Source organism: Salinispira sp. (genome assembly GCF_059431795.1).
Window position 1 is genome coordinate 57,729 of record NZ_JBXWXS010000027.1, and the last position, 22,455, is coordinate 80,183.

Below are 22,455 nucleotides of genomic sequence, written 5' to 3' on the forward strand. Positions count from 1 at the left end.
TTGTAGAAGAATGAATATTCTCGCATTCGATTTTGCCGCCTATTTCCGTCAGCTGATGCGGAATCTCTTTTACGGACCGGATACCCGGTACAGGACTCATACCGCCCATACTGTCTGGACCCTGAGTATGATTTTTGTGTTTCCTGCATATCAGTTAGTAATCTGGATGATGTACGCTCTGGACCGTCTGACTCGTCCTGCCATCAAAAAGAAGTCGGTGGAAAAACCGGTGTTTATTATCGGAAGTTTTCGCAGCGGCTCTACGTTTCTCCAGCGGATGATGGGGAAGGATATTGAAACGTTTTCCTCGGGAACCACATGGGAGATGATGTTTGCCCCCAGTGTGAGCGGTCGGAAGCTGGTTCGGGGTATTTTCATTGTGGATAGATGGTTTGGAAAACCTCTGCGCCGGATATTGTCCTGGGCGGAGGAAAAGGTGTTCCATACTGAAACATCACATGCCATGGGACTGAAACATCATGAGGAAGATGAGGCATTCTTTATTCACACGTATGCAAGTCCGTTTATCTTCTTTGTGAATCCTTTTCTCGATGAGTCGATAAAATTTTACGAGTATGACAGACGGGAAAATACCCGGCAAAAACGTCGTTCCATGAGATATTACCGGGCAGTCATCCAGCGCCACATGTTTGCCCACCCCGAATCCCGCTACTATCTGTCCAAGAGTCCCACGTTCAGCTCACGGGCGTCCAGCCTGCTGAGTGAATACCCCGATGCCCGTTTTGTGTATCTGGCGCGGAATCCCCTGGACGTTTTGCCATCCCTGATGCGCTGGTTTACTGAGGTGTGGAATTCAATTGAGAAGCCGGGGATTCGATTTCCTTACAGAGATTTTGTGGTGGACTTTGTCCATCACTGGTATGTGGATACGTTGAAAGAGTTGGAAAAATTTCCATCTGAGCAGGTAAAGATCGTCCGCTATGATGATCTGGTAGCGGATCCCTTTCATACGGTTGAATCTATCTACGCCTGGCTGGATATTGAGATGCCCGCTGAATACCGTGAGGTTTTGTCCCATGAGAAAGCACGGGCGAAAAAACATTGGCGCCCCAAGAATCACAGCCTTGAGGTGGACGGATTCAGTACCTCGGAGATCTACGAGAGGTTCAAACCGGTGTTTGACAGGTTTTCATTCTCCCTGGATTAATGTACTTACCAGGAAAATACCGTTTTTCAATCTCTCGATTGATGAGTATATTTTGAGCTAAATGTTTGATGGAGGAGCATTATGGTTTTAGAAATTTTCCTGAATATCGGCATTGTAATTGCCGCTTTTGCCTTTATGGAGTTTGTTGCATGGTTTACCCACAAGTATATTATGCACGGGTTCCTGTGGGTCCTCCACAAGGACCACCATATTCCCCACAAGGGCAAGTTTGAATTGAATGATCTCTTTGTTGTCTGGTTTGCCGCACCTGCGGTTCTGGCACTGGTTTTCGGAATTCGTTATATGATCTGGCCGCTGATTTCTGCGGGTGTCGGTATTACGCTTTACGGTATTGGCTACACGTTATTTCACGACGTTATGTTTCATAAACGGATTAAATGGCTGAAAATACCTCACAAGACACCCTACTTTCAGAGGATTATTAATGCCCATAGATCCCATCATAAAACAACCAAGAAGAATCCCACCGAGGCATTCGGATTTCTATGGGCTCCAAAGAAGTATGAAGTGAAGAAGTAGTCCCTTTGCACTATGATATTGTTGTAATCGGAGGTGGCCCGTCAGGATTGATGGCTGCGGGAAGAGCAGCTGAATATGCCGAAAGCAGTCATCTGCCTCCTGTAAAGATCTGTATTCTTGAATCCAACTGCGAACCGGGAAGAAAGCTGGTTATTTCCGGGGGCGGGCGCTGCAATTTTACCAATGTACAGAGCGATATAATCGGACTTGCCAATTGTTACGGCCGTGAAGGCAAAGCACTCATTTCTCCGTTCCGCCGTTTTTCTCCCCATGACTGTATCAACTTCTTCGAAGAGCATCATGTCCCGGTGAAGGTTGAAGCCGAGAACCGGGCGTTTCCTCGAAGCGACGATTCACGAAGCATTCTTCAGGCCTTGGTCAGCTACATCCAGCAGGGCAGAGTTGAGCTGAAGCTGGAGAGCAGGGTGAAGGAGATTTTTCGGGATCGAGGGGAGTTCAGGGTTAAAACCGATGGGGAAACATTGTCTTGTTCCCGGATTGTTGCCGCATCTGGCGGGTTCGCCCGTCAGGATACCGGCTCAGACGGTTCGGTTTTCCCCATGCTTCAAGCCCTGGGGCACAGTGTCCGTTCCCCTGACCCGATCCTTGTGCCCATTGAGGTGAAGGAGCGTTCTGTTCAGAGGCTGATGGGGGTGAGTATCCAGGACTGCGGGATCAGTCTGTTTCTGGAACCGCCTTCCGGGGATTCGGGGAAGCTCATGGAGAAACGGCGGGGAAAGCTGTTGTTCACCCATTTCGGTCTCTCAGGGCCGGGAATTTTGAACCTCAGTGCCCGTCTGGGCGAACTGGAAAAGGAACATCGGCACTTGCTGACAAGCGGCTATTCAATCCGGCTGGAGCTGGATATGTTTACCGGAAGGGATGAAAAAGACCTGGACAGCGCTGTGGTTCAGCTGTTTAACGACGCAGCGAAGAAACGTGCATCCAACAGTCTGGATCCCCTCTATTCCAAACGCTACCAGGATTTTCTCCCCTCACCTCTGCAGACGGCCCTCCAGTCAAGAAGCGCTGAAATCTCCCGCCAAAAGCGCCGGCAGTTGGTGCATCACATGAAACGGCTGAGTTTTCACTATTTCAGGAGGCTTTCCCCCGACCAGGCGGTGGTTGCCAGAGGCGGCATACCGGTGAATGAAGTTGATTTCCGCCGGATGGAGAGCAAGAAGACGCCGGGAGTGTATATTATTGGTGATATGCTCGATATCAACCGTCCCAGCGGAGGCTATTCCTTACAGCTCTGCTGGGCCACAGGCTGGACGGCTGGTGAGGCTGTGGTGGACGCCCTTCGGTGGCAGAAAAATCCCGGCTGAATCATACTTATTTTCAGGAGGCATCAATATGGAACATACATATCCGTCCCGGCGCCGGAGAATAGGAATGATGTCGGCAATTCTGATAGTGGTAGTTCTTGTATCTTCCTGTCTGAATGTTGTACAGACAGTTGAGGGAGATGAAGCGGCAACCAGAACCCGTATTCGCATGACATTCAGCAAAGCCCTTATCGAGGGGGCTGCATCCATGTCGGGGGAGCAAGCGGATTACGAGGATCTTCCGGATTTTACCGGGGATGAAGGCCTGGTAAACATCAATATTCAAGGTGTAACGGTTGAGACTGCCGGGATTGACAGCGAATATGACTACGGAGTGGAGATTTCCGCTGAATACGATTCCCGGGACCTGGCCCAGGCTGATCCCATGGACAGAGTATTCTTTCCCCGTATTCAGGGCAAGACGTTGACGATTCTTCTTCCTCCCAACGAGGACAGTCAGGAAATGGATGAGATGACCATGATGTTTTTCGGAAGTGCCAAATATCAGCTTTTGATTTCCCGGGAAGCGGGCAGGGAAAACGTGGAAGAGGTGCTCGTGGGAGGAGAGGCCGGTGTGGCAAACATCATTCCTATGGAGGATGTCCTGATTGTGGAAATGCCGCTGATGCTGTGGATGACAAGTACGGAAATGCTCCCGGTTGAGATCCGCTTCCGCTAAGTCCGTATCCTGGAAAAATTCCTCTACAATATGGGAATTTTCGGCTACAATAATGTTTATGAAAATTATCAGAATATTCTATCCGGCTGAAATCGGCGACAATGAAATGCAGACCCTGCTTGATTCCCGGCTTGAGGAAATCAAGAATGAGGGTGAGGTGAACATGCTTACCGTGATCGAGAATGGCGGCAAAACCAATCATGTAAAGAACAGTATTCAACGCCAGTTCTCGAAACATGCGGGACCGTTTGTGCACAAGTCCGCAGTGGTGGGGGCCAGCGGGATGATTAAGGTTGCCCTTGCAGGAGTTAAGATGGTTACAGGCCGGAAAATTCAGGCCTTTGAAAGTGAAGAAGACGCAATGAAATGGCTTTCTCAGGACTAAGGGTTTTCATCAGCGAACCGAGATAGGTAAAGCGGCAATTACCGGGGAAGGCACTTCAGGGTTTTCAATCCTCTGCGCTATCTTCATCGCTTTCAGACCGGTAATCAGTTCCAGCTTCCACGTCCCTGTCACTCAGACCGGCAGCCCGTTCTTTTAAATACGAGCTGAAGGATATTTTGGGAACACCCATGGATGGTTTTGGTTCAATAATCATTTCTTCTCCGGTACCGGGGTGTTTCACTTTGCGGGCGTTTTGGGCACCCCGAATTTTTACCGAGAAGCGTCCAATTTTTCCTAAGGGAACCGATTCCCCCAAAAGCATTCCGGTTTCCACCAAGGTGAGGAAATCATCAATAAGCAGGCGTGCCTCATTCCCGGTCAGGTTGTGCTTTTTGGCGATGTATCTGGTCATGGATTTCATGGTAAACTGGTCGGGTACGTTATCCCTGTCGAGCTGGAGTGTCCTGTTGTATTTCATGAAAGCGGTGGTGATATAAATGCTGCTTTCCCGGATTCGCTTGTCCTGTTCCTCGCTGTTGATACCCGGCGGGCATACTGCGAGAATGTACACCGGACTGGTGGATTTTAGTCGCTGGGCGTTAAGCTTTACGCCGTACTCAAGACGTACGTCGGATGCGGTGTCTGCATCCTTTTCCATAATGATATCCGGAACATCGGTGCGCAGCTTTATGGAGGAGTATTCGCTCCAGCGGCCTCCCTTGCCCTGGGTGTTGTAGACCCGGGGTCCCATGCTGAGCAGAGATCCGGAGTAGGTAAGCACCAGGAAACCCCGGTCATCCTGGTGCTCAAGGCTGTCCAGAAGCTGGAGTCCCGCATCCTCGCAGGCCTGATGGAAAACTACGGCCTTTTTCTGCCATACCCTTCGCAGTTCCTCCAGGTATTCAGTGTTTTCATGTTTTCCCTCTGCTTCTGCCAGAGAGAGGAGATGTCTGCGGATTGGTTCGGGAATGCTGTCACTGTGCCTATCGCTGCCATTTTCTGTGCTCGCCATAATAAGAGAATAGCCCGAGGCCGAATATTTTTCAACTGAGATGAATAGATTTCAAAAAAAGACGGAAATATTGGAAATACATGGAAAAATGTTGTAGTTTGTTCAGAGCAGCTGCGATTATTGAAATAGTATCAAGGAGCGAAATATGGGTGAACAATTCGATAGTGTTGAAAAAGAAATCCAGGAGCACCTGGGCAAACTTGTAAAGACCGCCGAGATAGCAGGGGATGATCCTCTGGAACAGCTCGCAGGGGCCTGGCTGGAAAAACAGCGTGCCTTTTTTGAGCAGACGAAGCAACGGGAGATGGAAGAGGTTGACGATCTTGAGCAAGAGGACGCCCGCGGGGCCTTACTCCTCACCTATTCGGGGTCTCTGATCAGTCTCGGCCCCCTGGGTGATGACGGACGGGAAGTTGAGTATGTGAGTATCGGACTGCGTCAGGATGTTCCCGAAAGCGCCTCTGCACAGCATTCCGATCTCAGCGGTTCACTGAATCTTGGTTCAGCAGCTGAATTCACCAAGGGGCCCATCAGCAAGTCCAGCCCTGTGTACGCAATTGCAGTGCTGAAGGAAGATTTGAGCGAAGATGAGGGGCTGGAAGTCCTTGGAGATGTTACAATGATGCTTACACAGGACTTTGTTGATATCAACAAAACACTCATTGACGAATAGACGGGAAATACTCTATGGCCCACTCGGACTCCCGGGGGCGGGAATTGTACAACCGCCTCCGGAGAATTCTCAAAGACCCGGAAATTATTCCCCCAGGGGACTTGATCCAGGCTCTCAACGCAGGTTTGTACGGTATTAGTTCGCCATCCCCGGAAATCCGGCCTCCGGATGAGCGGGGAGTGCCCGGAGGACTGGTTGAGCTTCCTCCGGCGGAATATCGCATAATTGTCCCCGATCTGCACGGGAGAATGGACTTCCTGCTCAGGGTGCTCAGGCATCGGCCTCCGGGGGATCATCCGCAGGGCGGGCCGGTTCTGTCGGATGTACTGGCTGGAAGGGCGCAGATCATTTGCGTTGGAGATGCCTTTCATTCAGAGTCCCGGGGCAGGCAGCGCTGGCAGCAGGCAATGGAAGAGTTCATTGACGGATTCAAACGGCATAGCGCCATGGACCAGGAGATGCGGGAAAATCTCGGGCTGCTGGCAATGGTCTGTATGCTCCAGGATGCCGCCCCGGAAGGCTTCTTCTTTCTCAAGGGCAACCATGAAAATATTGCAAATGAAGAGGGAGAAGGGAATCATCCGTTCAGAAAATTCGTCTATGAGGGAGATATGGTGAAGCGCTGGGTGAAACAGTTTATGGGTGAAGAGGTTTTCCGTATGATATACGAATGGGAGAAAGCGCTCCCCCTCATGACCCGAGCCGAAGATTTTCTTGTCACCCATGCCGAACCTGCCAGGGTGCTCAGTGAGGATGATGTGATTAATGCCTATCTGAGACCTGGGATTATTCACAGCCTTACATGGGTAGATAACGGCCAGGCGGAAGAGTACAGTGCTGAGGGAACCTTGAGCAACTTGCTGGGGGCACGGGATGGAGGCAGAATTTTTGGAGGGCATAGACCGGTGTCCGGGCGCTATGATCTGCGCCAGCAGGGTCGCTATGTCCAGATTAACACCCCTAACCGGCATGTGATCGCATATGTGGAGAGCATGAAAAATTTTCTGCCTGAACAGAATATTTACGAAATACAGGATTGACGAACATGGCCAGGATACCTGAATCAATAGATAAATACCGGGTTGAATCTCTTATCGCCAGCGGGGGCATGGGGCAGGTGTACAAAGCGGAGCACCCCACACTGAAACGTTCCGTGATTATTAAAAAGCTGAGTCTGGGGAGCACCGCGACTCTCACCGAGCGCTTCCGCAGAGAAGCGCGAATTCTCATGGATTTTCGAAACGACCATATTGTGGACGTTCACGACCACTTCGTGAAGGGCCGCAGCAACTATATTGTAATGGAATTCGTTGACGGGGTTTCGGTTAAGGATCTTCTGGAAACACAGCGGTATATAGATAATGCCAGTGCGGCATACATCGCTCTCTACACTGCCAGGGCATTGTCATATGCCCACAAGAAGTCAGTGATACACCGGGATATTAAACCGGGGAACATTCTGATTTCCCGTGAGGGTGATATTAAGCTGGCAGACTTCGGGATTGCCTCCAGCAGGGAATCAAGCGATGAGACGCTTACAAGCGAGGGCATGACTCTGGGAACTCCCTCCTATATGGCGCCGGAACAGTTTCGTAATTCCCGGGAAGTGGATTATCGGGCGGACCTGTATTCCCTCGGGGTAATGCTCTATGAAATGCTTACCGGAAGGAAGCCATACGGGGGAGGTTTTTCGCCGGAACTGATCCAGCAAATCCAAAAAGGAAAGTATCCCCGGCCCAGGAAACTGAATCCTGCCATCTCCCGTCCCCTTGAGCGGATTATCCGGAAGCTGATCCGGCCGAATGAGCGCCGCCGGGTGAAAGACGCCCAGCAGCTTGAAAAGCATCTCCAAAGATTTTTGAAACAGTACTACCCGGATCAGATTAAAAAACGCCTAGCCGCCTATGTTCAGGGAACCGAGCTTCCTCCCCTTACCGTGAAAAAGCAGCAGCCGGGGATCATACGAGCCGCCGGATTTGCAGCCGGGATTCTCCTTCTTGGGGGGCTTGCCAGTCTTGATGTTCTGACGAATATGCATAACCGGCTGCTGTTTCCCTCGAATTACGGACAAGTGCGGTTTGTGTTGGAAAACGCCGATATCCTTGCTGGAGGAAACAGCGCCGGGGACACTCCGGACAGCAGCATTTACCGGGATGATGATAATCAGATTCCCATGCTGCCCCATCGGATTATTTACCGAGAAACCCGCAGCAACGGAGCAAACAATTTTTCCAGTCTTCCACTGGTGCTTCCCCAAGGCCGCTACCGGCTCAAGACCGAAGTGAACGGTCAGGTTATCTGGAAAAGCTTTTTTCTTCCATCGTGGAATAGCCGGGGCCAGGAGCTGAGAATCTTCACCTCTCCGTTGGCCCCTGCTCCCCGTCAGGTTCGGGTGGAGACCATATCCCGGGATGCCCTCACGGGAAGGAATCTGGACGGCCTGGCCCGCTACAGTTTTCTGCAGGGGAGCAGCAGGGTGCCGTTGTCCGACGCAGCGGTGTTCAGCGGCGATGTACGGCATTTTCGCGTTGAGGCTCCCGGCTACCTCAGTCAGGATTTTATCCTCAGGCTTGATGTATCCCAGGACCGGTTGACTTTGGCTGCGGATCTTATTCCGGTTCCATCCAGGCTGTCCATTGAACTCAGCGGAGCGGAAGATTACCGGATCCGCATCAATGGCAGTTCCAGAATCAATGCGGTTGAAGATGGTGCCATAGTGAAAGTGGATATTGAACCGGGCAATAGAGAAGTGTATCCGGTGTTACCCGGCAGGTATGTGGTGGAGGCTTCGGGTAGCGATGGAGACGGAAACAGCTGGGAAGACAGCGTTTCCCTGGAATTACAAGCGGGAACCGATTCGCGGATACGGGTTGAAACAGAAGACGGTCGGCTGCGGATCCTGCGCTGAGGGAAGCCGCCAGGCTACTGAAAGAACGCTCTGATACAGAGCATCCAGAAATATGTGAGGTCTGACTATGAGTGGTGGCAAGAAGCGATTATTGTATATTGTCTCGGGAATTCTTGGCGGTGTTTTGGCATTTTCGGGAATTGAGCTCCTTTTTTTCTTGAGTATACCGGGGTACTTTCTTTTTACCCTTCTTCAGGGGGCTGCCGTGGGGACTGCACTGGGAGTAAGCCTTGGTGTGGTGGATGACATGGCCTATTCCCGCTTGAAGCTTGGAATTATCCGGGGGAGTTTATCGGGGCTGCTTACCGGGATTATTTCCGCCGGGGTTATGATTCTGGCAGCTCAGCTTTACCTTTTTCTGGCCGGTGCCGCCGATGCCGTCCGCTTTGACAGCTTCGCTGCCGCTCCTATGGGCGACGCTGCGGTTCAATCCCCGGAATTTCTCAGTCTGGTAAGCCGATCCATCGGATGGACGCTCATCGGGATGGCTTCCGGGGCTGTGTCGGGGTTCAGACGCGGTTCATCCCGGAGATTGTGGGCAGGGGTTCTCGGTGGAGCTCTGGGCGGTCTGATTGGAGGGGTGGTTCTTGAGCTCCTTCTCCGGAGCGCTCAAGGGGGCATATCATCCATGACTGCCCGTCTCATCGGATTCCTCATCCTGGGGGCGGTTTTAGGTTTCGCCCTGGGAGAATTCGAGCGGCGGCTGAGTTTCGCCCGGCTGAGAGTGCTTACCGGAGTGAACAAAAACCGTGAATATCTGCTCAGCGGCAGGGAAACTGCAATCGGATCCCACATGAATGCCGGGGTATACCTGGGCGATTATGAGAACATTCTCCCCCGCCACGCCCTGGTAGTTCAATCAGGGGAAGATATGGTTCTCAAATCCGATGCCGGGGATGTACGGGTCAATGACGCACGGCCCGAGGGTTCCGGAATCCTGAAGTACCAGGATGTGATTCAGTTGGGGCCGGTGAAGCTGCTCCTTCTCCAGCCATAGATCTGCGCGGGCCATAGATCTGCGCAGGGGCGATAGATCCGCGCAGGGGCGATAGATCCGTGCAGGGGCGATAGATCCGTGCAGGGGCCATAGATCCGTGCGCGCGGGCAATAGATCCGTGTGCGGGGATCTGAAAATGCCGGGGTTGATACGGAATGAGACTGATGAAGCAGAGGACAGAACGGGGGAAAGCATGAAACGGAAAACGGGATTGTACAGCATCCTTATACTGATCATCTCTTTGGGGGCATCATTGTCCGCCCAGGAGCTGAATATCACTCAGATCGACAGCTCAAAGGCGCTTCTTGACGGACAGCTTGAAATATACCTTTCTTACAGCAGAAGCAGCGGTGGAACTTTGGCATATCCTGCCATGAACCGGGACGGGCTGGAGGTGCTGGATCAGGGCGGAAATCCAATTCCGGTGGCCTCCCTTGAAGAGTTTCCTCTTCGGGATGAAGCTATCACCTTTCTCTTTCTCATGGATAATTCAGGCTCGATGCACGATGAGCTTTTGGAGGGCAGGAGCCGTTATGCCAATGCATCCCGGGCATTAGAAGGATTTCTGGGCTCGGTGCCGGGAAATAAGGATCGGTTCGCATTGGCGGTATTCAATACGAATTATCAGGTTCTTGTATATCCCGAAGAAGACACCGGGCGTCTGATCAGGGGGGTGTCCCTCATTGAGCCGCCTGCTCCCGGTGAGGGTTATACTGAGCTGTATAGCAGCCTCATCCGGAGTCTGGACTCCCTTCCCACAGGACCGGGCAGGAAGGTGGTCATACTATTATCCGACGGAGAGAATTACAGCGTCTTTCGGAACAGCGGAGTTGCGCATCCCGAGTGGGGTGAAAATGCACCGGGAGCCGACAGGGTATCTTCCGCCTTCAGTGAGGCGGGTGTGAGTCTGTATGCCGCCAGCTTTTCCGAAAGTCCCGATCCTGCGCTTCGGCGTCTGACAGCGGAGACCGGTGGTGCAGTATATGAACCCCGAAGTGCAACTGAGCTGGAAGATGTGTATGAAGATATCCGTCAGCGTACCCTGTCGGAACACAGGCTGCGCATAGCTGCGCCGGGCATTCGCAATCTTAGCGGAGAATTGACTGTCCGCTATGCCGGTCTGGAGACCAGCAGGGAATACAGAATCCCTCTGATCTTCGGAGCGGCTTCCGGAATTTCCGTTCTATTTCCTCTGATTCTGCTGGCTGTAGCTATTATTATTATGCTGATTCTTTTTCTTCTCTCTTTTGAGCATGCGGCATCTTCTCCCCAGCTGCAGAATCTTGGGGGCGGACGGATGGGAGGGAATTTCACCGTCCAGCTCCAGCAGAATGCCACGGTAATCGGATCGTCCCGAAAAGCCGACCTTACCATCGCCGGAGAACCGGGAATACAAGGAGAGCACGCAACAATTGAGCGGGGAGATGATGGCTTCACTCTTGTTTCAGAGCAGCCTGTATGGGTGAACAACCGGAAAACCAGCAAGAGGAAGCTGCAGGCCGGAGATGTAATCCGAATGGAGGGTACCACTCTGGTGTTCGATGAGGATATGACCAGAATGGCTGCTCCACCGTCTGATACAGCCAATGGGGATGGGGCCAAAGGAAGTACTGTGAAAGATGAATAGAACCGGCATGGGAATCTTACTGCAACGGAGTAAGAAGAGCTGCGGTTTTTCGTGAATCTGTGCCCATATATTCGCATCTGGGTTCGCGCCTGTGCTATACTCTCATCATAGAGGGGGCTTGGGAATGTCAGATTCTTTTGTGGAACGGCGTCGGGAAGAAGTAATCGATATTCTTACCGATGCGTTTTCCAGGGATGTTATCGGTACTGAACAGTATGAACTCCGGGTTGAAGAAGCGAACCGCCGCAACAGTGTGGAGGAGCTGAACCAGCTGGTTTCGGATGTTCAAGCCCTTGGGGGCGGCAGTACCGCGGTTCAGCGCTACCCCGATCCGGGCATTCAGACTGTGCGCAGTATTTTTTCCAGTCAACAGATGGACGGAGACTGGCTGATCCACGACCATGTGCAGGTTCGCTCTGTGTTCGGCTCCACCACCCTGGATCTACGAAGACCTGTGCTTGGCCCCCTCACCACCATCGAACTCAGTGCGGTTCTCGGAGATGTGAAAATAATTGTCCCCAAGGGCGTGAAAGTCACCGTGGATGTTACTCCGGTTCTGGGTGAAGTAAAGCGGCAAAATGAGGATCAGAAGTTCTTCCAGCAGGTAAAGGGGTTTATTTCAAGTTTTCTGGGGGAAGGTAATGAAATCGAGACAGTGAACCCCCACTCACATCCGGCGGCCAGAGTTCAGGTGTCCGGGCAAGCCATCCTGGGTTCGGTGTATATTATTACTAAACGCTGAACAATTCCCTGTTGTTTCCCCTCTTTCGTTTACCCTTTCCATTGCCCTTCAACTCCAGCGTTACTATATTTCCTCCTGCATGAGTATCAATCTCAGCTGAAATTCAGGAGGTTACTGGTGAAAAAGTTTTCCCCGGTTCAAGGTGTTTTTCTAATCATCGCAGTTCTTGGAATAATCGCACCCTACAGTCAAATGCCCGCCATGCTTGCGGACGGGGAGTACTCCCTGATTGAGCATTTTTCCGCCGTATATGCGTCTCCGGAAACCGCATTTTTCGGATGGGATCTGGCTGTTACGGGTATTGCATTCCTGGCGTTTCTCATTATCGAAATCCGGAAGAGAAAGATTCCGTACTGGTGGATAGCATTACTAGGTACGTTTATGGTGGGCATATCTTTTGGTCTGCCCTTCTTTCTTTTTCTCAGATCCCGGGCGGCGGAAAGCCCGTCGTCCCAATCTGACAGAGGCGGAGCAACATGAAGGGATTTTGGGATAACCGTTACACGGAGGCCGATTTCGCCTATGGGACGGAGGTGAATGCCTGGATTGCGGAGAGTTGGAAACATATTCCCCGGGGACCGGTGCTCTGTCTTGCAGAAGGGCAGGGAAGGAATGCCGTTTTTCTGGCGGGAAAAGAGCTTGAAGTGCACGCATTGGATCAGTCGGAGGTGGGGCTGAACCGTGCCCGGGAGCTTGCCGAAGCCCGGGGTGTAGAAGTGCAATTCATTCCCGCTAATCTTGCCCATTATTCTCTGGGTGAACAAAAGTGGGGGGCAATTATCGCCGTGGCAGCCCATTTTCCGCCGGAGATCAGGAAAAACATCCACGGGCAAATAGCAGGAGCTTTGAAACCGGGTGGCATTTATCTTATGGAGGGTTACAGTACCCGGCAGCGGGATATGCCTGGAACCGGCGGGCCGGCCCATCGTCCTGAGATGCTGTATACCATGGGGATGCTGCGGGAAGAGCTTGCCGGCATGGAGTTCAGCATTCTGCGGGATGTAAACCGCAAGGTGGACGAGGGACCGTATCATCAGGGATTAAGCGCGGTAATTCAAATGCTGGCTGTGAAAAACACCCCGTAGTCACCACTCCGGGGCTGTATATGCCTAGGAGAAGAGCTTGCGTACCAATTTCATGGGAAGCTTCTTGTTGGGATATGCAAGTTTGGCATCGAAGGAAGCGGGCTGATGAAGCATGCTTTTATAGTGACTGAAGGTGTCAAAGCTGGCTTTTCCGTGGTAGTTGCCCATGCCGCTGCTTCCCACCCCGCCAAAGGGAAGCTTATGACTGGCTACGTGAAGCAGGGCGGTATTGACCCCGCCCCCGCCGAAGGAAAATCCCGTTGAAATTCGCTTTACCGCCGTCCCGTCCTTGGCAAAGATATATGCCGCCAAGGGCTTTGGACCATCGGCTGCATCCCGTATGGCGTCATCGAGAGATGTATAGCTGATTACCGGCAGAAGGGGGCCGAAGAGCTCATCCTCCATGAGAATGTCTTCACGGGAAACGTTTCGGTAGATGCTGGGCTCAATATATAGTTGTTCACCATCCCGCTCACCTCCCATGTATAGCTGAGACGTTGTTTCCTCCATGAGCTTTTCCAGTCGTTGATAATTTTTCCCGTTAATAATCCGGCCGTACATCGATGCGCTGCTGGGTTCAGCTCCGTAGAATTCGAGAATGGTCGTTCGAAGGGCATCCAGGAATTGCTCTTCAACAGTTGCGTCCACCAAAACATAATCCGGAGCTACGCAGGTCTGACCCGCATTGTTAAATTTTGCGAACGCTATTTTTCTTGCGGCAAGAGGAATGTCAGCGGATCGGTGAACAAAGGCCGGGCTTTTCCCGCCCAGCTCAAGGGTGAGGGGGGTGAGGTAGGCCGATGCCGCCTGCATCACTTTTTTACCAACTCCAACACTTCCGGTAAAGAACAGGTAGTCAAAGCGCTGATCGATTAACTCCCGGCTTACTTCGGGGCCTCCCTCAACAATCGCAGCGTAATCGGGGGGGAAGACGGATTCAATTATTTTTCTGCTTACTGCCGCACTGTGGGCAGCCAGCTCCGAAGGCTTCAGAACGATGGTGTTTCCCGCTGCAATTGCACCCACCGCGGGCAGGAACAGCAGCTGTATGGGGTAATTCCAGGGTCCGATGATTAGTACCGAACCGTAGGGCTCGGGGATAATCCGCCCTGAGCCGGGGCGCAAATAGAGCTCAACCCCCACCCTTCTGGCTTTGCTCCAGCGTTTCAGCTTACGCAGCGCATGCTTGATTTCCGCGTATACCAGGCCGATCTCATTGCTGAAGGCTTCAAATTCGGATTTACCCAGGTCCTTTTCCAGTGCGTAGAGGAGTTCTTCTTCATGCCTTTTAATGCCCTCCCTCAGCCGTATGAGCTGCTGTTTCCTGAATGCAATTTCACGGGTTTTTCCGCTGCGAAAAAATTCCCTTTGGCTGCGTCGTACTTCCTGAATTTTATTGGATGATTTGGTTTTCAGAGTCTGGGGCATCTACGTCTCCTTGTAATAGGTTGTTGTACCGGGGGACTGGTGAGGGGCCGGTGAAAATGGAGGAAATTGCATCCGGTGCCTTGGAATCCAGGGAAAAATCTGGGATTTTTCTGTGGGTATCCGGGCAATTCTGTGTAAGTCATGCTACCATGTTTGGACTTACATGGGAGAATGCAATGAACCATAGGTATACAACATATACACTCCAGCACGCCTGGAAAAGCTTTACCGGAGAATTTTCACAACTTCCCGCTCTGGGGTTTGTAGATGGAAAGCAGTACAGTTATCGGGAATTGGGAGAATCGATTCAATCTATCTCCCGCTTTCTCATAGATAAAGGGGTCAAACCGGGAGACAGGGTGGCCATTCTTTCGGAGAACCGCCCGGAATGGGCGATGACCTACTTCGCCATTAACAATATCGGGGCGGTAATTGTACCCATCCTGCCGGATTTTTCTGCGGCCGATGTAATCAATATTATTGATCACAGCGAAAGCCGGGCAATTATCGTCAGTAAGCGTCTGAAAGGGAAAACGGCCCAGATTGCTTCATTTTGCAGCGTCTATGATATTGAAAGGTTCGGAGACTTGGACCAGGGAGATGATTCCGTCAGCGATTCGACCGCACAGGAAGAGAGTTCCGGAGCATACCCGGATGTAGCGGAAGATGATACCGCCTGTATTATCTACACGTCGGGAACAACCGGCCAATCCAAGGGCGTAATGCTCAGCAACAAGAATCTTGTGTGGAATGCGGTGGCATCCAAAGAGATCCCGCCAATGCGCAGGCATCACCGTATGCTTTCCATTCTTCCCCTTTCCCACACCTATGAGTGCACCCTGGGAATGATTCTCCCCCTAATATCTGGAGCTCATGTGTTTTACCTGGAACGGCCTCCCTCCACTACGGTACTTCTGCCGGCTCTCGCTCATGTACGCCCCCATCTCATGCTCTCCGTTCCTCTTCTTATTGAAAAGATTTACCGACAGTCGGTACTCCCCCGATTTTCCAAGGACAATATGGTTGGGAAGCTTTATCGGCGAAAGCTGTTTCGAAAGATTCTTAACCGCTTAGCGGGAAAGAAGCTGAAAAGAATGTTCGGAAATCGGCTGTTTTTCTTCGGAATCGGCGGAGCTGCACTGGATCCGGAGGTGGAGCAGTTCCTTCGGGAGGCAAAATTTCCCTATGCAATCGGTTATGGTCTTACCGAAACATCTCCGCTTATTGCCGGCGCAAATGCCAAGAAGTCCCGTTACCGGTCCACCGGTCCTGTTGTACCGGGCCTTGAAGTGCGGCTTGTTGAGCCCAATGAGAATGGGGTAGGGCAGATTGTGGTACGGGGGCCCAGCATTATGCAGGGCTACTATCGGGATGAGGAAAAGACCCGTGAGGTCCTGGATGAAGAGGGATGGTTCTATACCGGAGATTTGGGAACATTTGGCAAGAAAGGGTATTTGTACATTAAAGGCCGGCAAAAAAACGTAATATTGGGCCCCAGCGGAGAGAACATCTATCCAGAAGCAATAGAATCTTTGGTGAACAACATGGACTTTGTTGAGGAATCCCTGGTGTACCAGGAAGAGCAGTCACTGGTTGCCCGGATTCATCTGAACTACCAGGAACTGACAGAGAACGTGGATAATCTTGCGGAGAATGCTTCCCATATACCCAGAGATATCGGAGAGTACCTCAAACATATACAGGAGCAGGTAAATCGTCAGCTCAGCAATTTCTCACGGCTGCACAAGGTTATTGAGCAGAAGGACGAATTCGAAAAAACGCCGACCAAAAAGATACGGCGGTTTTTATACACCGGGGACCAACCAGAAGACCACCCACAAGACCAAGCAGAAGACCAACCGGACAAGCACTCGAAAGAGCGATCGCAAGGGGCGGAAACGGACGCCGAAAATAAAGAAAAGGGGCAAAATAATCAGAAAAGGCGGTAATGTCGGCTTATTCTGTCCCCGGCATATTCTGTCCGGAGAGGCATTTTCAAAAATCGGCGATTTTGGAATTTCTCCGGATGCTTGAGTGTGCCCTGTTGCTCTGCTTATTTTTGATTATTAAGGAGGAGTCATGTCCAGATTACTACTACTCATTGTTATAGGATTAACTGCAGGACTTGTGGTGGGCTATTTGATCTTCGCACAGATTGGAGATGAATATATTCCGGTGAAAACAATTATTGCATTCAATGCGGACCAGGACCCGGAAAACCTCTCTGAGGCTATTCGCTCTCTGGGGAAATCCATTCAGAACGTTATTTTGGATATTGAAACCATTCGTCGGAATATACTCATATCAGGTCTTGTGGGTGCAGTGGGAGGAGCGTTACTGTTCGGTCTTGCACGGGGGCGAAAAAGTTGATTTGTCTTCGGCGTTTGTATTTGCGAACGCTATAAGAAACGAAATGCCCCGGAGACGATTCGAACGTCCGACCTGCTGCTTAGGAGGCAGCTGCTCTATCCAGCTGAGCTACCGGAGCGGGAATTCATTGATGAAAGCCGGTGAATCCCGGCGCTGGAAACAATATCAGACCCGGTAAATAATTGCAACGAAACGCAACATCTTTCAAAAAGTACGGGATGAAATTGGTTCAACAAAAATGCAAGTTTTTCTTTGCAAGCCTTTGGGGTCATGTTACAATTTCATCAGGATTGGGGGATACAAAATCTTTTAGGGTTTTCCGGTCTTGTGGTGGTTAGCAAGATATTGAAGGAATTATAGAAAACTTTGCGGGAAGTTTTCTTTTCCTCCATTCCCTCTGGATTCAAATAGGATTCCCGGAGAACCCGCTTTGGTACAAGACGAAGGTCGTCTGCTACCGTTTTTGAGCGCCTGTTAGGCGCCATGGGATTAGACTCCTGATGATGATTTCATCATCAGGAGTTTTTTTTGCCTCGACGGCACTGTTTCAGCGCTATTTTTCGCTGAAGCCTGCCATGGCCCGCATATCCGCAGCGGGTCCGCTGAGGGCACCTCGCTTCTCATGTACAATTGCCTGTACACCGGTGGACAGACCGTACAGGTTAATAAAACCTGTGGCATCCCGGTGGTCATAGCTGCTTTCCCCGAAGCTCGCCAGATCCTCAAGATAGAGACTGTAGGGGCTTTTCCGGCCCACAATGCTGATATTCCCTTTGTAGAGAACCAGACGCACCTCACCGCTGCAGTATTTCATGGATTCTTCCGTGTATGCATCCATGCTTTCCCGGAAGTGGCCGAACCATTTCCCGGCATATACCATATCCGCATATTTGAGCGCCAGAACATTTTTCATGGAGAGGGTGTCGAAGTCCAGGGTGATCATCTCAAGTTCCCGGAGCGCTGTGTGGAGAATGGTTCCTGCGGGGGTTTCATATACTCCCCGGCTTTTCATCCCCACCAGCCGGGTTTCCACCAGGTCGGCCCTGCCGACTCCGTTTGCTCCCCCGATACGGTTGAGAAGTTCCAGGATTTCCAGAGGCGATTGATGTTTGCCGTTCACTCCTACCGGGAAGCCTTTCTCGAACTCGATAATCAGTTCGGTTTCTTCATCCGGAGCATCTTTGGGATCCACCGAAAGCTGAAACATCTCTTTCTGAGCCCGGTTCCATGTATTTTCCAGGTCGCCGCCTTCGTGGCTCATGTGCCAGATATTCCAGTCCCTGCTGTAGATATTTTTTTTACTGATGTTGCCGATGGGGATTCGGTGTTTCTGGGCGTACTCTATGGCCTGTTCCCGGCTCCTGATGGCCCAAAGCCGCCATGGGGCAATGATTTCCAGTTCAGGGGCAAGAGCCTTGTAGGTAAGCTCAAAACGCACCTGATCGTTACCCTTCCCGGTACAGCCGTGTGCCAATGCCCAGGCACCTTCTTTAAGGGCCACCTGAACCTGGTGTTTGGCCTGCAGAGGTCGGGCGATGGATGTACCCAGCAGGTATTTCCCCTCGTAAATGGCTCCGGCCCGGAGCATGGGCCAGAGATAATCCCGAGCGAATTCCTCACGGGCATCTATAATGTACAGCTTGCTCGCCCCGGATGCCTTGGCCTTATCTTCCATTGCATCCCAGTCTTCCTCCTGTCCCACATTCACACAAACGCCGATAATTTCCGGATTATCGTAGTTCTCCTTCAGCCAGGGGATGATAATCGAGGTATCCAGACCTCCCGAATATGCAAGGACAATTTTCTTTGTATCCTGCTTCTCACTCATTTAATACTCCCTAATACTGTCCGTAATTTGTTTTCCATTTCGTTTATGTCATCTTTCTTGATAATCAGGGGTGGGGCGAAGCGCAGAACATCGGTGCCCGCCCTCAGCAGGAGAAGACCCTGATCCATTGCAGAGGCGAGGATTCGGGGAAGAATTTCAGGATCCCGGACCACCAGGCCCCGGAGCATTCCCCGGCCCCTCACTTCCCCTTCCCGGAAAATCCCGGGAAATGCGTGGCTCACTGCTTCAAGGCGCTGCTGGAGAAACTGTGACATGGTGCGCACCGATGACAGGAATCCGGGGCGGTTGATCTCATCCCAGATAAATGATCCCACAGCGGTTGTCACCGGACCGCCTCCAAAGGTGCTTGCATGATCTCCCGGGTGGAGGCGGGTGTTCACATGTTCGGTAATAAGGGTGGCGGAAAGGGGTAATCCTCCCGCAAGAGGTTTGGAAAGGGTGATGATATCCGGTTCAAGTCCCACTGCCTCGCTGGCAAAAAGGGTTCCGGTTCGCCCCAGGCCGGTCTGAACCTCATCTGCAATGAGAATGATATCTTTTTTCCTGCAGAGACGATTCAGTTCTGCGGCAAATTCCCGGTTCATGGAGATAATTCCCCCTTCGCCCTGGATTACCTCCACAATAACTCCCCCAACCGAAGATTTCAGTTTCCGTGCAAGGTCTTTCACATTATTGTACTCAGCAAACATTGCTCCGGGTACCAGGGGAGAAAAAGGTTTTCGGTATTTCTCAGTGGATGTTACCGAAAGAGCACCCATGGTTCTTCCGTGAAAACTGTTGGTGAATGCCAGAAATTTGTTTCTCCGTTTCCGCCCGCTTCGTATCTGATACGCCCGGGCATACTTCAGGGCGGCTTCGTTGGCCTCCGTACCGCTGTTTCCGAAGTGGACGGCGTTAAAGTACCCAGGATTCATTCCCGCTTTCCATGGCTGATCCTCAGGCCGCGGGGACGAGCTGCAGAGCTTTTCCGCCAGTTCAAGTGCTGGGGCGGTGGTAAATAAATTGCTGATATGAATGAGCTTCTCAGCTTGTGCGGCCATAATATCCGCAAGCTCTTTGCGTCCGTATCCTAATGCATTCACTGCAATGCCCGAGGCGAAATCCAGGTACTCCCGGCCACCGGCATCTGTAAGACGAACCTCTGACCCTTCTGCCATGATCAGCAGACTGTCTGCATACTGCCTGGGCATTCTGTGTGAACTGGTGTAACCCTTCATGTTGGTAATTTGATCTGTATGCTTCATAATCTACTCCTTCCGGGGAAACGGGTTCCTCTGCGGTTTTCGAGTAATCCGGAGAGTCCGTATTTCAAATCGCCGATTATGGCTTCAGCGCATCCTGTTTCAACCGCATTGAGTGCGTTCCTTACCTTGGGGATCATTCCGCCGTGAATGATTCCTTCATGAATCAGCCGGTTTGCCTCCACGCTATCCAATACAGGAATACGTTCACCGTCATTCATTACTCCGGGGATATCTGAAATAAAGACAAGCTGTGGGGGCCGGATAGCTTCGGCTATGGCAAGGGCGGCATCGTCTGCGTTAATATTCAGTCCTTTTCCGTCGCTGCTGCTGCTCACCGGGCTTATTACCGGAAGGTATCCCCCATTCAGCAGATCGAAAATGATGTTCGGTCTGCATGCTCTCACCCTGCCGGTACGGTTGTCATGGCTGAGGGGTTCTGCGGAAATGAGGCCTCCGTCAACACCGCTGATCCCCACAGCTGGAATTCCCAATGCAGTCGCCCTTCTGAGAATTGATGTGTTTACTATCCCCGCCAGACCCATATCAATCAGTTCCATTTCATCCGGACTGGTTTGCCGGATTCCATCGATGAACCTGGGCTCAAACCCGTATCTACGGGAAATTGAGCTCACAACATCGCCTCCGCCATGGACAATTATCCACGACTGTTCACGTTCCCTTTGCTGAATATCCCGAAGAAGGTCTTCTATGAGATCCATTCGGGAGGCACATCTTCCGCCTATCTTGATAATTCCCGGGTTTTTCATGGATACCTACACTTCACCGTGAAGCTTCAGGCCTGCCTGTTCATCCAGTCCGAAGCGGATATTCATGTTCTGAACGGCCTGTCCTGAAGCACCCTTATAGAGGTTGTCAATCACAGAAATCAAAAAGATTCTGTTCCCCTCCATATGCCAGTGGATGTCGCAGCGGTTGGTGCTCCGCACATCCTTAGTTTCAGGAATATCGCTGCGGAGCCGCACAAAGCTTGAGTCGCCGTAACTTTGCCGGAAAATTTCAGAAATCGTTGAGGATTTCAGCCCGGAAGGGATGGTGAAGCTGGTGGTAACCGCCATTCCGTGATGCATGGGAACCATGTGAGGAGTAAAATAGCATTGATACCCGGTGGTTCCTGAAAGGCGGTTCAGATGAAACTGAATTTCCTGCCAATGACGGTGGCTCCGCCCTGGAGCGTAGGCTGCGGCGTTTTCCGTTCTGCTGGTATAGAGGAGGTTCTCCCGTTCCTTTTTTCCGGCTCCGGAAATTCCACTCATTGCGTTAATGATCACATCCGATCCGATCAGTCCTTCCCGGGCAAGGGGCAAAAGGGGAAGCATGCTTGCGGTGGGATAGCACCCGGGATTGGCGATCAGATCCGCTGCGGCAATTTTCTCCCGGTTAATTTCACTGAGCCCGTACACCGCTGTCTTGAGCAGATCCGGCCGGGGCGGCTGCACCCCGTATGCGGATTGAAAAATTTCATGATCGGGAATCCGGAAATCCGCAGAGAGATCAATAACTACCGAAGCGCTGAAAAGCCCCTCAAGGGTTTCAGCGGATTTCAGGTGGGGCAGTGCGGCAAAAATTACATCTGCCTGATGTGATACTGTGTGAAAGGATTCCATGGCCACGTATTTCCCTGAAACATCTGCGAATTTATGTGCACAGGCTGGATCAAGACCGGGGTCCTGGTCGAAGACAGAGGTATCCGCCCTGCCCCGGGAAACGGGATATATACTGTGGATATTGGGATGGTGAGAGAGAAGTCTCAGGAGTACCTGGCCCGTGTAGCCGGTGCTCCCGATTACGGCAGCTTTCATATCATTCGTCCAGATCCGGGAATTTACTCCTGAGAATTTCCATCATTTGAGCATTGCTGACACCTTCCCGGATGATTATGACCACGGTGTCATCCCCTGCAATGGTCCCAAGCACATCTTCAAAGGCTATGCTGTCCAGAGCAAGGGCAACTGAGCCTGCATGACCGGGAAGCGTCCTGATTACCCCCATGTTATGGGAGAAATCGATGGAAACGAATCCCCGTTGAAAATCCAGGACATAACTGTGTTCCGATTCCTTGCGCTCTTCTTCGCTGGGAAGGCTGTAGTAATAGCCGTCGGCACCTTCGGAAATTTTTCCCACTTTCAGAAGTTTCAAATCCCGGGAAAGGGTAGCCTGGGTGACGTTGAAACCGTCGCGTACCAGGTGGTTTAATAGTGTTTCCTGGCTGTTAATCCGATGACTGCGGATAATCCGCTTAATTGCTTTGAGTCGTTGTGTTCGTTCTTTCACTACAACCTCTGTAAATAAATATACCGTTCTTATGCATAAATATATGGCGGATCGAGTGTTTTGTGCAACAGCTCTGTTCAATAAAATGAACAAAAAAAGCGACAAATTTGTAGAAAATGCAGGCTGAT

General features: G+C 51.4%; 22 protein-coding genes and 1 tRNA gene. 15 read left to right on the plus strand and 8 right to left on the minus strand.

Features of this window, described 5'->3' with window-relative positions; genetic code table 11:
• The first annotated feature begins 10 nt into the window (after positions 1 to 10).
• The 5 genes from AC52PS_RS09020 to AC52PS_RS09040 all read left to right on the plus strand — a co-directional run bounded on the left by AC52PS_RS09020 (position 11) and on the right by AC52PS_RS09040 (position 4,100).
• A complete protein-coding gene (locus AC52PS_RS09020; protein WP_495562730.1) occupies positions 11 to 1,168 on the plus strand; it encodes a sulfotransferase family protein in 1,158 nt (385 codons plus the stop codon).
• An 81-nt stretch (positions 1,169 to 1,249) separates the two neighbouring features.
• Positions 1,250 to 1,708: a sterol desaturase family protein gene (locus tag AC52PS_RS09025; RefSeq protein WP_495562731.1), complete on the plus strand. Its 459-nt coding sequence runs from the start codon at positions 1,250 to 1,252 to the stop codon at positions 1,706 to 1,708.
• A gap of 5 nt (positions 1,709 to 1,713) precedes the next feature.
• Complete coding sequence (locus AC52PS_RS09030; protein WP_495562732.1) at positions 1,714 to 3,036, plus strand: BaiN/RdsA family NAD(P)/FAD-dependent oxidoreductase; 1,323 nt, start codon at positions 1,714 to 1,716, stop codon at positions 3,034 to 3,036.
• 28 nt (positions 3,037 to 3,064) lie between these two features.
• Entirely contained in the window at positions 3,065 to 3,715 is a 651-nt protein-coding gene (locus tag AC52PS_RS09035) for a hypothetical protein (protein ID WP_495562733.1), read from the plus strand.
• A 58-nt stretch (positions 3,716 to 3,773) separates the two neighbouring features.
• The gene (locus AC52PS_RS09040; protein ID WP_495562734.1) at positions 3,774 to 4,100 is read left to right on the plus strand and encodes a SpoIIAA family protein; all 327 of its coding nucleotides are present in this window, start codon (positions 3,774 to 3,776) and stop codon (positions 4,098 to 4,100) included.
• Positions 4,101 to 4,164: 64 nt separating this feature from the next.
• On the opposite strand, the gene AC52PS_RS09045 is transcribed toward AC52PS_RS09040, so the two are convergent.
• Positions 4,165 to 5,112, minus strand: coding sequence for an HU family DNA-binding protein (locus AC52PS_RS09045; RefSeq protein WP_495562735.1), 948 nt, complete (start codon positions 5,110 to 5,112; stop codon positions 4,165 to 4,167).
• 145 nt (positions 5,113 to 5,257) lie between these two features.
• On the opposite strand from AC52PS_RS09045, the gene AC52PS_RS09050 reads away from it, so the two are divergent.
• The 8 genes from AC52PS_RS09050 to AC52PS_RS09085 all read left to right on the plus strand — a co-directional run bounded on the left by AC52PS_RS09050 (position 5,258) and on the right by AC52PS_RS09085 (position 13,144).
• Positions 5,258 to 5,785: a hypothetical protein gene (locus AC52PS_RS09050; protein ID WP_495562736.1), complete on the plus strand. Its 528-nt coding sequence runs from the start codon at positions 5,258 to 5,260 to the stop codon at positions 5,783 to 5,785.
• A gap of 14 nt (positions 5,786 to 5,799) precedes the next feature.
• Positions 5,800 to 6,825 carry a metallophosphoesterase gene (locus AC52PS_RS09055; protein WP_495562737.1) on the plus strand — a complete coding sequence of 342 codons (1,026 nt, stop codon included), beginning with the start codon at positions 5,800 to 5,802 and terminating at the stop codon, positions 6,823 to 6,825.
• A gap of 5 nt (positions 6,826 to 6,830) precedes the next feature.
• Positions 6,831 to 8,693 carry a serine/threonine-protein kinase gene (locus AC52PS_RS09060; RefSeq protein ID WP_495562738.1) on the plus strand — a complete coding sequence of 621 codons (1,863 nt, stop codon included), beginning with the start codon at positions 6,831 to 6,833 and terminating at the stop codon, positions 8,691 to 8,693.
• 67 nt (positions 8,694 to 8,760) lie between these two features.
• Positions 8,761 to 9,690, plus strand: coding sequence for an FHA domain-containing protein (locus tag AC52PS_RS09065; RefSeq protein ID WP_495562739.1), 930 nt, complete (start codon positions 8,761 to 8,763; stop codon positions 9,688 to 9,690).
• Between the two features lie 193 nt (positions 9,691 to 9,883).
• On the plus strand, positions 9,884 to 11,317 hold the full coding sequence (locus tag AC52PS_RS09070; protein WP_495562740.1) for a VWA domain-containing protein: 1,434 nt from the start codon (positions 9,884 to 9,886) through the stop codon (positions 11,315 to 11,317).
• A 124-nt stretch (positions 11,318 to 11,441) separates the two neighbouring features.
• The gene (locus tag AC52PS_RS09075; RefSeq protein WP_495562741.1) at positions 11,442 to 12,059 is read left to right on the plus strand and encodes a LiaF domain-containing protein; all 618 of its coding nucleotides are present in this window, start codon (positions 11,442 to 11,444) and stop codon (positions 12,057 to 12,059) included.
• Positions 12,060 to 12,176: 117 nt separating this feature from the next.
• Positions 12,177 to 12,539 carry a DUF2834 domain-containing protein gene (locus AC52PS_RS09080; protein ID WP_495562742.1) on the plus strand — a complete coding sequence of 121 codons (363 nt, stop codon included), beginning with the start codon at positions 12,177 to 12,179 and terminating at the stop codon, positions 12,537 to 12,539.
• On the plus strand, positions 12,536 to 13,144 hold the full coding sequence (locus AC52PS_RS09085) for a class I SAM-dependent methyltransferase (protein ID WP_495562743.1): 609 nt from the start codon (positions 12,536 to 12,538) through the stop codon (positions 13,142 to 13,144). The genes AC52PS_RS09080 and AC52PS_RS09085 overlap by 4 nt, the downstream gene beginning before the upstream one ends.
• Positions 13,145 to 13,168: 24 nt before the next feature.
• Here AC52PS_RS09085 and AC52PS_RS09090 read toward each other — a convergent pair whose 3' ends face one another.
• A complete protein-coding gene (locus AC52PS_RS09090) occupies positions 13,169 to 14,572 on the minus strand; it encodes an aldehyde dehydrogenase family protein (RefSeq protein ID WP_495562744.1) in 1,404 nt (467 codons plus the stop codon).
• Between the two features lie 176 nt (positions 14,573 to 14,748).
• Here AC52PS_RS09090 and AC52PS_RS09095 point away from each other — a divergent pair, with 176 nt between their 5' ends.
• Together AC52PS_RS09095 and AC52PS_RS09100 are read left to right on the plus strand one after the other, a co-directional pair.
• Positions 14,749 to 16,521, plus strand: a complete 1,773-nt coding sequence (locus AC52PS_RS09095) for an AMP-binding protein (RefSeq protein ID WP_495562745.1) — start codon at positions 14,749 to 14,751, stop codon at positions 16,519 to 16,521.
• A gap of 130 nt (positions 16,522 to 16,651) precedes the next feature.
• Complete coding sequence (locus AC52PS_RS09100; RefSeq protein WP_495562746.1) at positions 16,652 to 16,942, plus strand: hypothetical protein; 291 nt, start codon at positions 16,652 to 16,654, stop codon at positions 16,940 to 16,942.
• 44 nt (positions 16,943 to 16,986) lie between these two features.
• On the opposite strand, the gene AC52PS_RS09105 is transcribed toward AC52PS_RS09100, so the two are convergent.
• The 6 genes from AC52PS_RS09105 to argR all read right to left on the minus strand — a co-directional run bounded on the left by AC52PS_RS09105 (position 16,987) and on the right by argR (position 22,327).
• Positions 16,987 to 17,060: transfer RNA gene (locus AC52PS_RS09105), tRNA-Arg, on the minus strand.
• Between the two features lie 435 nt (positions 17,061 to 17,495).
• Positions 17,496 to 18,770 (minus strand): argininosuccinate synthase, encoded by a 1,275-nt coding sequence (locus AC52PS_RS09110; RefSeq protein ID WP_495562747.1) that lies wholly within the window; start codon positions 18,768 to 18,770, stop codon positions 17,496 to 17,498.
• Positions 18,767 to 20,035, minus strand: a complete 1,269-nt coding sequence (locus AC52PS_RS09115) for an aspartate aminotransferase family protein (protein ID WP_495562748.1) — start codon at positions 20,033 to 20,035, stop codon at positions 18,767 to 18,769. The genes AC52PS_RS09110 and AC52PS_RS09115 overlap by 4 nt, the downstream gene beginning before the upstream one ends.
• A complete protein-coding gene (gene argB, locus AC52PS_RS09120) occupies positions 20,032 to 20,802 on the minus strand; it encodes an acetylglutamate kinase (RefSeq protein WP_495562749.1) in 771 nt (256 codons plus the stop codon). The genes AC52PS_RS09115 and argB overlap by 4 nt, the downstream gene beginning before the upstream one ends.
• Before the next feature lie 6 nt (positions 20,803 to 20,808).
• On the minus strand, positions 20,809 to 21,855 hold the full coding sequence (gene argC, locus AC52PS_RS09125; protein WP_495562750.1) for an N-acetyl-gamma-glutamyl-phosphate reductase: 1,047 nt from the start codon (positions 21,853 to 21,855) through the stop codon (positions 20,809 to 20,811).
• Position 21,856: 1 nt separating this feature from the next.
• Complete coding sequence (gene argR, locus AC52PS_RS09130) at positions 21,857 to 22,327, minus strand: arginine repressor (protein WP_495562751.1); 471 nt, start codon at positions 22,325 to 22,327, stop codon at positions 21,857 to 21,859.
• Between the last annotated feature and the right edge of the window lie 128 nt (positions 22,328 to 22,455).